Consider the following 12,361-nt stretch of genomic DNA (forward strand, 5'->3'; position numbering starts at 1 on the left):
CCACCTCGGACTACGACCGTGAGAAGCTCCAGGAGCGCCTCGCCAAGCTCGCGGGCGGCGTCGCGGTGATCCGCGTCGGCGGCGCCACCGAGGTCGAGGTGAAGGAGAAGAAGGACCGCGTCGACGACGCTCTGAACGCCACCCGCGCTGCGGTGGAAGAGGGCATCGTCCCCGGCGGCGGCACGGCTCTGCTGCGCGCCAAGGCTGCGGTCGCCAAGATCACGAGCGACAATGCCGACGTGAAGGCGGGCATCAACATCGTGCTGCGCGCTCTCGAGGCTCCGCTCCGTCAGATCGCCGAGAATGCTGGTGTCGAGGGCTCGATCGTGGTCGGCAAGATCGTCGAGAACAATGCCGACACCTTCGGCTTCAACGCTCAGACGGAAGAGTTCGTGGACATGCTCCAGGCCGGTATCGTCGATCCGGCGAAGGTCGTCCGCACGGCTCTCCAGGACGCGGCCTCCGTGGCCGGCCTCCTCGTCACCACCGAGGCCATGGTCGCCGACGCTCCCAAGCGGGAGAGCGGCGCTCCGGCCATGCCCGGCGGCGGCATGGGCGGCATGGGCGGCATGGACTTCTAAGCGATCCCTCGGGGCGTCCCGGACGGATCGCGGCGCTCAGCGCCGCGGTACGATCTGGGATCCAGGCCGACATTCGGAAATGAAGAAGCCCCGGAGGAAACTCCGGGGCTTTTCGTGATCTCGATTCGGTGTCGCGGGAATGCCTGGGAGCATTTCGAAGAACGAACTGGACTGACGGGTGTTTATAAGAGAAGACGGCTAAGTTTCGGCGGCCGGCGAGGGATGACCCGTGAGACCATGCCCCCCTTCATCGTCCAACCTTTGCCGCAAGGTTCCGGCGAGCTTCGCCCTTCTGGCCGCGGCCGTACTCTTCTCCATTGGGGCATTCGCGACGATGGCGCAGCCTTCGCTCCGCAGCCATTCGAGTTCCACCTCCATCCGCACGGCGGATTTCGACGAGAGCGTCCGATGGTATCGGGACAAGCTGGGTTTCCGGATGATCGGCTCGACCAGTTTCGTGCAGGGGCGGACCGCGGTTCTGGAGCGGAGCGGATTCCTGCTCGAGATCGCAGAGGTCGATCACGTTCCTCACGAAACCGGCGATCCGCAGGGCAGCTCCCCCGGGGTCACGCCGATCCCCGTCATCAGTCTCCTCGTGCCGGACGTGGACAAGGAGATCACGCGCCTGCGCAAGGCCGGGGTGGAGGTGCTTCAGGATCCGCAGGACGAGCTCGACGGGCGCTATCGCACCGCGCAGATCCGTGACAACGGGCGCCACCGGATTGAGCTGCGCGAGCCGATCGACGAAAGCGGCGGCTTCAACCCTACGGGACGCTGACGAGTTCTCGCGGCGGGTCCGCTGCGGGGGCGCCACGACCGTGCACGGCTCCTGCCGAGTGACGAGATCGTCGGTCCAGCCTGAAGGAGCAAGCGGCCCCGCAAAGGGCCGCATGCGACCGGCGCGGTCAGCCGAAGACGGCGGGGTCGGGGCCTACGCGCCCGCCCTTGTCGTCCATGGATTCGATGATGCGCATGTCGTTGGCATCCAGCTTGAAGTCGAACACGTCGATATTCTCGCGGATGCGCGACGGCGTAACGGATTTCGGGATCACGACGAAGCCGCTGTCGAGGTGCCAGCGCAGGATCACCTGCGCGGGAGTCTTGCCGTATTTGCGCCCGATGGCGGCGAGCTTCTCGTCCGCTACGAGGCTGCCCTGGCCGAGAGGCCCCCAGCATTCCGTGGCGATGCCGTGCTGCGCGTGGAAGGCGCACAGTTCCTTCTGCTGAAAGCGTGGATGCAGCTCGATCTGGTTGAGAGCGGGAGCGACGCCCGTTTCGTCGATCAGGCGGCGCAGATGCTTCACCTGGAAGTTCGAGACGCCGATGGACTTCACGCGCCCCTCCTCCTTCAGGCGGATCAGGGCGCGCCACGCGTCGAGAAATCCTTCGCCGCTGACGCCGGGCCAGTGGATGAGATAGAGATCGACGAAATCGAGCTTCAGCCGCTTGAGGCTCTCGTCGAAAGCAGACAGCGCTCCATCGTAGCTGCGCCTGTCGTTCCACAGCTTCGTGGTGATGAAGAGATCGTTGCGCGGAATGTCGGAGGCGGCGAGCGCATGGCCGACGCCTTCCTCGTTCTCGTAGATCGCCGCCGTGTCGATGGAGCGGTAGCCCGCCTTGATGGCCTCGGTCACGCAGGCGACGGCGTCCTCGTTCGAGACCCGCCAGACGCCATAGCCGAGCTGAGGCATCGTGTTTCCATCGTTCAGGCGAAGGGGTGGGGTGGTCGGCATCGACTGCTCCTGGAGAGGGAAGGGTGAAAGACGGAGCGAAGGCTCGTCTCGCGAGACAGCAAACCGCGACGAGGCCATGGGCTGAGGGAACCCGTGCAACTTGGCCGGCGTTGCGCAGCTTAACATCGATGCGATCTAGGAACGGGAGCGCCCTTTGTCCATCCCTGAAGCAAGAACCGGCACTCCCAACCCGACGCTCGATGAAACCGAGTTTCGCCGTCGCTTTCTGCAGCAGTTCCAGGATCCTGCCTTCGAGGCCCTGGCCGAGGAGCTGCGACGCATCGCCGATGCGGCGTGGGACGCCTACAGCCATTATCGCAAGAGCCCGAGGACCCGCAAGGCGGGGCCGGGCTTCGCCGATCCCGATTACGATCTCGCCATCGACTGGATCGCCGCGAAGGAAGCCATCGACAGGGCGCAGGAGCGGCATGACGATCCCGGGGGACCGTCGCGGTTCCTGCTGATCTCATCCGCATCGCGCAGCGAGCACACCTGTCCCGGTGAGATGTCGAAGAGCTATCGGCTCATGGACATCGCAAGGCAGGTCATCGCCGATGCGGAGAACGTTGAGGTGGAGGTTCTTGATCTCAGCAGGCTGGCGTCCGAATATGGCCGCCACATCCATCCCTGCAAGACCTGCTTCTCGACCGCGGCCGCGCTCTGCCACTGGCCGTGCTCCTGTTATCCCAACTACTCCCTCGGGCAGGTGCAGGACTGGATGAACGACATCTACCCGAAATGGGTGGAGGCGCACGGGATCATGATCGTCACGCCCGTGAACTGGTATCAGGTCTCCTCTCCGTTGAAGCTGATGATGGACCGCCTCGTCTGCGCCGATGGCGGTAACCCGGACCCGACATCGACCCACGGCAAGACGGTGGCCGAAGCCAAGGAACTGGAGCTGAAGGGATGGGACTATCCCAGGCACCTGTCGGGCCGCTTGTTCTCGGTGGTCGTGCACGGCGATGCCGAGGGGGCGGAGGGCGTCCGCCGAAGCCTGTCGGACTGGCTGCGGGCCATGGACCTTGCGCCGGCGGGCAACCTCGCCGAGCTCGACCGCTATATCGGCTACTGGAAGCCCTACGCCACCAGCCACGAGGAACTGGACCGCGATCTCGATGTGCAGGCCGAGATCCGCAACGCCGCCTGGACGCTGCTGGACGCCGTCACGTCGAAGAGGGCAGGGTACCGGGCCAAGACCGGGGAGCGCCTGCAGGAGCCGCGTCAGAAATAAGCGGGGACATGACGGCGCGGCGGATCTGTTCAGGGACCACGAAAAAGGCCGGGCGATTGCCCGGCCTCTTGTCGATCATGCCGCGGCGCTTACCAGCTCGTGAGAACGGCGCCTTTGAACTTCTCCTCGACGAACTTCTTCACCTCGGGAGAGCGATAGGACTCGACGAGGGCCTTCACCCACGGCTTGTCCTTGTCCTCGGCGCGCACGGCGATGACGTTGACATAGGGACCCTTCGGGTTCTCGCGGGTCAGGGCGTCCTTGACCGGGTCGAGACCGGCCTGGGTGGCGTAATTGGTGTTGATGACGGCGGCGTCGACGTCGTCGAGCACGCGCGGAGCCTGGGCCGCGTCGATCTCCGTGAACTTCAGGTCCTTGGTGTTGGCCGTGATGTCCAGGATCGTCGGCTTGAAGCCCACGCCGTCCTTCAGCTTGATCAGGCCCTTGTCCTGCAGCAGCAGGAGCGCGCGGCCGCCATTGGTCGGGTCGTTCGGGATCGCGATGCGTGCGCCGTCGGGCAGCGCGTCGAAGGCCTTGTGCTTCTTGGAATAGATCCCGATCGGGAAGTTCACGGTCTGCGCCACGGTCTCGATCTTGTAGCCGCGGTTTTCCTTCTGGTTGTCCAGATAGGGCTGATGCTGGAAGGAGTTGGCCTCCAGCTCGCCCGAGGCCAGGGCCTCGTTCGGTACCACGTAGTCGGAGAACTCGACGATCTTGAGGTCGAGGCCCTTCTTAGCCGCGATGGGCTTCACGGCTTCGAGGATCTGCGCGTGCGGGCCGGGCGTGGCGCCGATGCGGATGGTCTGCGTCTGCGCGGCGGCGGGCAGGGCGGCGAGGGAGAGCAGGGCGACGAGGCCCAGTTTCTTCAAGGACATGTGGGTACTCCTGGTGAGAGGTCCTGATGGGAAAGAATGATCAGCCGTGACGGATGCGCTTGTTGAGGCGGCGGGCGAGGCGGTCGCCGATGCTCTGCACGGCCTGCACGAGCACGATCAGCACCAAGACTACGGCCAGCATCATCTCCGGCATGAAGCGCTGGTAGCCGTAGCGGATGCCGAGATCGCCGAGCCCACCGCCGCCCACCGCGCCCACCATGGCCGAGAAGCCGAGAAGAGAGACGATGGCGAGCGTCAGGCCGAGCACGATGCCGGGCAGCGCTTCCGGGATGAGAACCTTCAGCACGATCTGCAGCGGGCTCGCGCCGAAGGCGCGCGCCGCCTCCACGAGGCCCTGATCGACCTCGCGGATGGCGCCTTCGATGAGGCGCGCAATGAACGGCGCCGCGGCGATGGTCAGCGGCACGATGGCCGCGTTGGTGCCGATGGAGGTGCCCGCGATCAGGCGGGTGAACGGGATGATTGCGACGACGAGGATGATGAAGGGCGTCGAGCGGGTGGCGTTGACGATCACGCCGAGCACGCGGTTCACCCAGGGGGCGGCGAACAATTCGCCCTTGCCGCTGGTGGCGAGAAACACGCCGAGCGGCAGCCCGAAGAGCGTGGCGATCAGCGCCGAGACGGCGACCATGTAGAGCGTTTCGCCGGTGGAGCTGGCGATGAGGCGGATCATCTCAGGCGACATGGCCGAGCACCTCCGTGTCGAGACCGTGAAGTTTCAGGAATTCGAGGGTCTGCCGTGCGGAAGCTTCCGGCACGCTCACGACGAGGGTGCCGAAGGGACGGCCGGCGATCTCGTCCACCGCTCCGGAGAGGATGTTGGCCTCGATGCCGTGCTCGCGCGCGAGGCGCGCCAGAACCGGGTCCGTCGCGTGCGGTCCGCGGAAGCCGATGCGGATCACCGCCTGGCTGTCGGGGGTCGCCTCCTTGCGCAGCCGTTTCTGCACGTAGGGGGGCAGGGCGCGTCCGGCCTCGTCGCCGAGGAAGGAGCGTGTCACTTCATGCTGCGGGCGGGTGAACACCTCGAACACGTCGCCCTGCTCGACGATGCGTCCGCCCTCGATCACCGCGACCTCGCGGGCGATGTTGCGGATCACCGCCATCTCGTGAGTGATGAGCAGAATGGTGAGGCCGAGCTCCTCGTTGATGCGCGAGAGCAGGTCGAGAATGGAGCGGGTGGTCTCCGGGTCGAGCGCGGAGGTCGCCTCGTCCGAGAGCAGAACCTTGGGCTTCGTGGCAAGCGCGCGGGCGATGCCGACGCGCTGCTTCTGCCCGCCCGACAATTCCGACGGATACCGGTTGCGCTTGTCCGATAGACCGACAAGAGCTAACAACTCGTCCACCCGCGCCCTGATCTCGGCCTTGTCATAGCCCGCAACTTCGAGAGGAAGGGCGATGTTCTCCGCGGCCGTGCGGGAGGAGAGCAGGTTGAAGTGCTGGAAGATCATGCCGATGGAGCGGCGGGCATGGCGCAGGGCGGATTCCGGCAGCGCCGCGATGTTGGCGCCGTCCACGATCACTTTTCCGGTCGTGGGCTTCTCCAGCCCGTTCACGAGGCGGATCAGGGTCGACTTGCCGGCGCCCGAGCGGCCGATCACGCCGAGGATCGAGCCCTGCGGGACGGCAAGGTCGATCTCCCGCAGAGCCGTGACGGGCTGGCCGTCACGGCCGGGGAAGGTCTTCGAGATCTTCTCCAGGCGCACGATGGGCTCCGCCGGGACCAGGCGCTGCGACGGCTGATCGCCGAGATATCCGAGGGGGGCGTTCATAGGGTCGCCTTCGAGTCATCATGTGGTCATGAGGACACATGAGGGATGGCGTTCTCTATGTCAACTGAATTGTTCTTTAAAAAGGATTTTCGTTCTGAATGGCGTCCTCGCCTTTGTCCGGATGCACAGGGTTCCTCTGCCGCGACATCACAACCCGGAGATCGCCGCTGAGATGCGGACATTTCTCCTTGCTTTCGCCATGAGCGCGGTTGATCGGGCTGCGCTATGTTCCTATGGAGCCGAAGAACGGTTCCCCGTCGGGAGAAAAGAATGATCAAGGCGAGCATTGCGCTGGCGCTCATCGGTCTGGCTGTCTTGGGGGGCTCTCTCTCGGGAGCGGTCGAGGTTCCGTTCTACCTGCCGCTCTCGACCCTGGTACTCGCCGGGATCCTGGTGGCCGGCCGCGACATACCCACCTTCCTGCGCATCTTTCTGGTCATGCTCGCCACGACCCACGTGGTGCTCGTCCTGCTGATTCTCGGCGCGGTGTCGGGCGCGATCACGGGCGACTACACGGGCTACGTGCCGCCGCCGTCCGCAGCCCTGGGTGCGACGGGCTTCGGAGCACTCATCTACGGCCTGTCCTTCGTGCGCGTGGTCCGCACGATCTGCACCATCACCGACCGCTATCTCGATTCCCAGGCCGACAGCGTCATCCGAATCCCCTTCATCGGTCTCGTGCGGGCGCGCGAGGGAACCATCGGCACCTGGATGATCGCGATCCTCATCGCGATCAACCTCGCTCAGGTCGCGCTCAATGTCCGCCTCAGCTTCTTCTCGCGCGACATGTTCAACGCGCTCGAAGCGAAGGATGCGGCGGCGTTCTGGTATCAGCTCTTCGTCATCTTCACGCCCCTGGCGGCCGTCTTCGTCGCCATCGCGCTCACGGAGGTCCTCCTGCAGAACGTGCTCACGATCCGCTGGCGCGCCTTTCTCAACACCTATTATGTGGGCGAATGGCTGGGCGACGGCGCCCATTACCGGATGCAGCTCATCGGCCGCGGCGCCGACAACCCGGATCAGCGCATCTCGGAGGATCTGCGCAAATTCGTCGAGAGCACCTATTCGCTGTCCGTCGGACTCATGAACCAGGCCGCGACGCTCGTATCCTTCGTCGCGATCCTCTGGACCATCTCGGCGGGCTTCACGTTTCCCGGAACGAATGTGGAGGTTCCGGGCCTTCTGGTGTGGGTCTGCGCCGGCTATGCCATTCTCGGCACCTGGGTCACGCACCTGATCGGCCGTCCCCTGATCGGCCTCAACTTCCAGCAGGAGCGGGTGGAGGCGAACTACCGCTTCTCGCTCGCGCGGCTGCGCGAATATACGGAACAGGTGGCGCTGCTCTCCGGCGAGCCGGCCGAGAAGGAGGGGCTGGGCCGGCGCTTCGGCCAGATCGTCGACAACTACATGCGGATCGTGATCCGCCTCATCAAGCTCAACACCTTCACCGCGGCCTACTTCCAGGCCAACGTGGTGGTGCCCTACATCCTGACCGCGCCCTATTATTTCATCGGCAAGATCTCCCTCGGCCAGATGCAGCAGGTGGTGGGAGCCTTCTCGCGCGTGGAATCGGCGCTGACCTACTTCATCCAGATCTACACCACGCTTGCCGATTACAAGGCGGTTCTCGACCGTCTGACCACTTTCGAAGGCGCGATCGCCTCGGCGCAACGCGTCGGCGGCGAGAGCAAGCTCGCGGTCACGCCCGCGGCCAGCCGTGAGCTGCGGCTCAGCAATCTCAATGTCCGCCTGCCCGACGGCCGCGCCCTCATGCACGCGGACGGCCTTGCCTTCCGTCCGGGCGAACGCACGCTGATGACGGGGCCTTCCGGCTCCGGAAAGTCGACCCTGTTCCGCGCCATCGCAGGCATCTGGCCCTTCGGCGAGGGCGAGGTGCTGGTGCCCGAGGGGCAGACCATGATGCTGCTGCCGCAGCGGCCCTACATTCCCATCGGCACCTTGCGCGAGGCGGTGACTTATCCCGCCCATGAGCATGCCTACAGCGACGCGGACATCGCCGATGCCCTGCGCGTCGCGAAGCTGCCGCAGATCGCCGACAGGCTCGACGAGGAGCGGGCCTGGGGGCAGACCCTGTCGCTTGGCGAGCAGCAGCGCCTCGCGGTGGCCCGGGCGCTTCTCGCCAAGCCCGACTGGCTGTTCCTGGACGAGGCGACGGCCGCCCTCGACGAGCCGACGGAGGCCGAGATCTATCAGGTGATCAAGGAGAAGCTGCCGCAGACCACGGTGGTCTCCATCGGCCACCGCTCGACGCTGCTGGACTATCATGACCGGCGCATCGATCTGAAGCGGGCGGAGAACGGTCTCTCGACCCCTGTCGACATGATGCAGCCTCAGCCGGCCGAGTAGCGCCGGCGTCGCCCAAGGCTGACGCAGTTCCCTCGTCCCGGCCATCCCGCGTCGAAAAATGCCGTGTAGCGAATAACCGTCATCACCGGCACGAGGCCGGTGATGACGGTGGGAGCGGCGTTCGAGGCGGAGCGGGAAGCAGGATCGCAACATGAAAAAGGCCGGCGCATCGCCGGCCATTTTCATGAAGGATCAGAGCCTTTTCCTAGAGTGAGCGCTCGAGAACGAGTTCGCCGGTCTGGCTCTTGATGATCAGGTTGCGGCCCTGGATGTCCCACTTCCCGGAGGTGCGCAAGGCCATGAGAAAGGCTTGCTCGGTCGCCATGGCGGCCTTGTCGCAGGTCTTCTTCGTCACGGCGAAGGGCGCCACGGCCAGGCCCTGCTCGCGCAGAGGGTAGGCCGTGGTGGAATAGGTGTTGCAACCTGAAAAGCCGGTGGCGCGCAGCTGGTCGTCGAGCCGGAAACTCGGGCGCTCGCCGGTGAAGGGCTTGCCGTTCAGGCTCACGGCCACCCAGGAAGAGCCGAGAGGGAAGATCTTGCCCTGGGCGCCCGGCTGCGGAACCTTGGGATCCACCTGACGGGTCGGACCGGCGGGCCGGCCGAGAGTTGCCGCCGTCTGGGCATCGGCCACGGGAAGGTGGGCCACGGAAACAGTGGCGAAGGCCGCCAGAAGTGCTGCAAGTCGAAGGGCGTTCATCGGAACCTCTTCATCGTAAAAACGCCGGAACCATAAGAGGCCTTGACCTTAAGGGCAACGCCTTGAGTGATCTTGTCCTGTGGCCGCATTTGCCACAGGGATGCTGAAGCCTCGATGAAGAGGCTCTTCGCCGGAAAGGCCTGCCGGAACGATCAGCCGATCCGTCTCAGAAGCCGCTCCGTCAGAGCGTTTGTGGGGCGGAACAGATAATCGAACGTGCGGATGGTGATGTCCTGCGCTCCGATCCCCTGCAAGGCCGCCACGATATCGAACATCGCCGCGGTGCGGCAATGGAGAACGACCTCGCGGCCGAGCGCATGGCCGTAGGGCAATGTGGCGTCGAAATCCCGTGCAAGGGCCGTCAGGGACGAAACCTTGGCCGGATCGAGGCTCGCTCGGATCTCGCGGGTCTCCCGCGCCTCTTCCTCCGCCGCGATGCGCGTGAGCACCGCGGTGGCGGCCGCGCGGGCACTGGCCGACCAGGGCGCGCGCGCGGAGGCCACGAGATTGGCCTCGGAACGCAGCATGATGCCGTCGTCGAGGATCTTCAGGGCATTGGCCGCGAGCGTGGCGCCGGTGGTGGTGATGTCCACGATCAGCTCCGCCGACCCCGCACCCGGCGCGCCTTCCGTGGCCCCTAAGCTTTCGACGATGCGGTAATCCGCGATGCCCTTCTCGGCGAAGAAGCGGCGGGTGAGGTTCACGTATTTCGTGGCGACCCGCATCTTGCGGCCGTGGCGGGCCCGCAGGTCGGCCGCGACCTCGTCGAGGTCGGCCATTGTGCGCACGTCGATCCAGGCCTGCGGCACGGCCACCACCACGTTGGCGTGGCCGAAGCCGAGCGGGGTGAGCAGCTCCACCGCCTCGTCCGCATCGGCGATCTGCTCGCGGATCAGGTCCTCGCCGGTGATGCCGAGATGCACCGCGCCCGTGGCGAGTTGCGTCACGATCTCGGAGGCCGAGAGAAACGCCACCTCCACGTCGGGCACACCTTTCAGTGTGCCGCGATAGTCACGCGCCCCGCGCGATTGGGAGAAGACCAGGCCCGAGCGGGCGAAGAACGCAGCCGCGTTCTCCTGCAGGCGGCCCTTGGAAGGCACCGCCAGGATGAGAGGGGAATCGGTCATCAGGGCCTCCCCACGATGCGGTCGAGCCAGAAGGAGCAGCCCACCGCCGGGATCGGGCTGTCCGCTCCAAGGTGCTCCAGCAGCCGGTCGTAGCGGCCGCCGCCCACGACAGGCTTGCCGTCGCTGCGGCGCGGGTCCTGCACCTCGAAGATGAAGCCCGTGTAGTAGTCGAGATTGCGGGCGAAGGTGGCCGCGAACGAGAAGGCGCCGACATCGAGCCCGCGCGCGGCCATGAAACCGGTGCGCTCCTCGAAGAGGCCGACCGCCGCGTTCAGGTCGAGCCCCGTCTCCTTGGCGAGAACTCTCACGGCTTCCGCCGCCTGGTCCGGATCGCCCTGAATCGCGAGATAGCGCTCCAGCACCTGCCAGGCATCGTTCGAGAGAACAGTGCGATTGGCCGCGCGGGCGAGGAAGCGCTCCGCGATTTCGCCGGGGCTGCGTCCGCCGACACTAGCGATGCCGGCGATGGAGAGGATGTCTTCCACGAAGGCCTTGGCCGCCTGGGGCGCCTGCCCCTCGATGGCCGCGAGCAGGCCCGCATGTTCCTGGTTGCCCGGACCGTCCGCTTCGGAAAGGCTCGCCAGGTCCTGTCCGGACACGATGGTCCGGATCACGCGGCGCTTCGCGGCGGGCGCGATCCCTAAGCCGTCGATGAGAGCATGGAGCAGGCCCATATCGCCGAGTTTCACGGTGGGAGTGGGGGCGCCGATGAGGCCGAGGCCTTCGAGAGCAAGCCCGAGGATTTCCGCGTCGGCCGCCGCGATGTCTCCGCGGCCGATGGATTCGAGGCCGGCCTGCAGAAACTCGCCGCTCTCGTTGGGACGCATGCGGAAGACCGGGCCGCCATAGGCATAGCCGGAGGGCTGCGCCCCGCGGTGGGCGAGATGCTGGAGACAGACGGGAATCGTGTATTCGGGCCTCAGGCACAGTTCCGCGCCAGAGGCGTCCTGCGTCACGAACATGCGCCGCCGGATATCTTCGCCCGAGAGGTCGATGAACACATCCGCAGGTTGCAGAACCGGCGGTTCGACACGCGCATAGCCCTCGCGCTCGAAAAGCGCGATCAGCGCAACAATGGCATCCGTCTCCGTCACTGGCGTCGCCTAATCCTTTTTCCGGCATGCTCTCTAGCAACGCCGGGCCGGGAAGGCGACCGTTTTCAGCGGGAAGGGTGAATGAAGGGATGGATTGGAGAAGGCGGCATGGCCCTGTCTCGTCCCGACCGCCCCGATCGGGCGGGCATGGCGCTCCGCGGATCGGGATCCCCGGCACGAGGCCGGTGATGACGAGGACGGTCAGTAAAAGGGGCTCCTTCCGTCATGGCGTGGCTTGTCCCAACCATCCCCATCCTGAAGGCGTCACGTCATGAAGACGTGGACCCCCGGCACAAGGCCGGGGATGACAAAGGGGCAGGACGTGAGGAGGGAGAGCGTCGTCCCGGGGAAGGAGAGAAGCGATCACTCCTTCTGTGCGGTGTCGCCCTTGGCCTTCGAAGTCTTGCGCTTGCTGTGGTCGCTGGAGCGGTGGACGTATTTCACCTTCTTGCCCTTGCCGCCCTCGTCCTCGTCGGCCGCCCCGCCGGTGAGGCTGGCGGGCAGGAAATGGCGCGCTGCCTCGGTCACGACGCCCGCGACGGCGCCGGCGGCGGTCTGCGTGAGATCCACACCCTGCGAGCCCGCATCGGCCACGGCGGCGCCGGCCTTCTTGGCGGTGCGGGTCTTGGTCAGGGTGGCGGCCGCCGCCCCGGCGGCGGCGATCAGGGCATCCGCCAGGATCTCGCGGCCGAGATCCGTGTTGATCAGATCCATCAGGCCCGATTTCTTGGCGCTTTTCGCCCGCTTCGTGCCCGTACTCTTCTTGCCGCTCTTCTTCTCTTTGTCTTTGGCCTTCGCCATAGGGGTCTCCTGATAGTCAAGCTTCAGAAGACAACCCCAGGAAAAGCGACAGGGTTCCCGGG

The 12,361-nt window shown here is 65.8% G+C and carries 12 protein-coding genes; 4 read left to right on the forward strand and 8 right to left on the reverse strand.

Annotated elements, in window-relative coordinates:
- Both GR328_RS23560 and GR328_RS23565 read left to right on the forward strand, forming a co-directional pair.
- Positions 1 to 581: TCP-1/cpn60 chaperonin family protein (locus GR328_RS23560; RefSeq protein WP_281352086.1), on the forward strand; the 581-nt coding region annotated here is incomplete at its 5' end.
- Between the two features lie 229 nt (positions 582 to 810).
- Positions 811 to 1,359: a VOC family protein gene (locus GR328_RS23565; protein WP_160888110.1), complete on the forward strand. Its 549-nt coding sequence runs from the start codon at positions 811 to 813 to the stop codon at positions 1,357 to 1,359.
- A 127-nt stretch (positions 1,360 to 1,486) separates the two neighbouring features.
- On the opposite strand, the gene GR328_RS23570 is transcribed toward GR328_RS23565, so the two are convergent.
- On the reverse strand, positions 1,487 to 2,314 hold the full coding sequence (locus GR328_RS23570; protein WP_160888111.1) for an aldo/keto reductase: 828 nt from the start codon (positions 2,312 to 2,314) through the stop codon (positions 1,487 to 1,489).
- Between the two features lie 154 nt (positions 2,315 to 2,468).
- Between GR328_RS23570 and GR328_RS23575 the strand changes: the two genes are divergently transcribed.
- Positions 2,469 to 3,548: a flavodoxin family protein gene (locus GR328_RS23575; RefSeq protein WP_160888112.1), complete on the forward strand. Its 1,080-nt coding sequence runs from the start codon at positions 2,469 to 2,471 to the stop codon at positions 3,546 to 3,548.
- Positions 3,549 to 3,637: 89 nt separating this feature from the next.
- On the opposite strand, the gene GR328_RS23580 is transcribed toward GR328_RS23575, so the two are convergent.
- The 3 genes from GR328_RS23580 to GR328_RS23590 are packed head-to-tail and all read right to left on the reverse strand — an operon-like array spanning position 3,638 to position 6,213.
- Positions 3,638 to 4,423, reverse strand: coding sequence for a MetQ/NlpA family ABC transporter substrate-binding protein (locus GR328_RS23580; protein WP_160888113.1), 786 nt, complete (start codon positions 4,421 to 4,423; stop codon positions 3,638 to 3,640).
- 40 nt (positions 4,424 to 4,463) lie between these two features.
- Entirely contained in the window at positions 4,464 to 5,129 is a 666-nt protein-coding gene (locus GR328_RS23585) for a methionine ABC transporter permease (RefSeq protein ID WP_160888114.1), read from the reverse strand.
- Positions 5,119 to 6,213 (reverse strand): methionine ABC transporter ATP-binding protein, encoded by a 1,095-nt coding sequence (locus tag GR328_RS23590; RefSeq protein WP_160888115.1) that lies wholly within the window; start codon positions 6,211 to 6,213, stop codon positions 5,119 to 5,121. Before GR328_RS23590 ends, GR328_RS23585 begins: the two co-directional genes overlap by 11 nt.
- A 270-nt stretch (positions 6,214 to 6,483) precedes the next feature.
- On the opposite strand from GR328_RS23590, the gene GR328_RS23595 reads away from it, so the two are divergent.
- Positions 6,484 to 8,580 (forward strand): ABC transporter ATP-binding protein/permease, encoded by a 2,097-nt coding sequence (locus tag GR328_RS23595; protein WP_160888116.1) that lies wholly within the window; start codon positions 6,484 to 6,486, stop codon positions 8,578 to 8,580.
- Positions 8,581 to 8,785: 205 nt separating this feature from the next.
- Here GR328_RS23595 and GR328_RS23600 read toward each other — a convergent pair whose 3' ends face one another.
- The 4 genes from GR328_RS23600 to GR328_RS23615 all read right to left on the reverse strand — a co-directional run bounded on the left by GR328_RS23600 (position 8,786) and on the right by GR328_RS23615 (position 12,299).
- A complete protein-coding gene (locus tag GR328_RS23600; RefSeq protein ID WP_160888117.1) occupies positions 8,786 to 9,277 on the reverse strand; it encodes an META domain-containing protein in 492 nt (163 codons plus the stop codon).
- Between the two features lie 152 nt (positions 9,278 to 9,429).
- Positions 9,430 to 10,404 carry an ATP phosphoribosyltransferase gene (gene hisG / locus GR328_RS23605; RefSeq protein WP_160888118.1) on the reverse strand — a complete coding sequence of 325 codons (975 nt, stop codon included), beginning with the start codon at positions 10,402 to 10,404 and terminating at the stop codon, positions 9,430 to 9,432.
- Positions 10,404 to 11,498: an ATP phosphoribosyltransferase regulatory subunit gene (locus GR328_RS23610; RefSeq protein ID WP_160888119.1), complete on the reverse strand. Its 1,095-nt coding sequence runs from the start codon at positions 11,496 to 11,498 to the stop codon at positions 10,404 to 10,406. The genes hisG and GR328_RS23610 overlap by 1 nt, the downstream gene beginning before the upstream one ends.
- A 363-nt stretch (positions 11,499 to 11,861) precedes the next feature.
- On the reverse strand, positions 11,862 to 12,299 hold the full coding sequence (locus GR328_RS23615; RefSeq protein ID WP_160888120.1) for a hypothetical protein: 438 nt from the start codon (positions 12,297 to 12,299) through the stop codon (positions 11,862 to 11,864).
- Between the last annotated feature and the right edge of the window lie 62 nt (positions 12,300 to 12,361).

The organism is Microvirga makkahensis, assembly GCF_009830105.1.
GTDB lineage: Bacteria > Pseudomonadota > Alphaproteobacteria > Rhizobiales > Beijerinckiaceae > Microvirga > Microvirga makkahensis.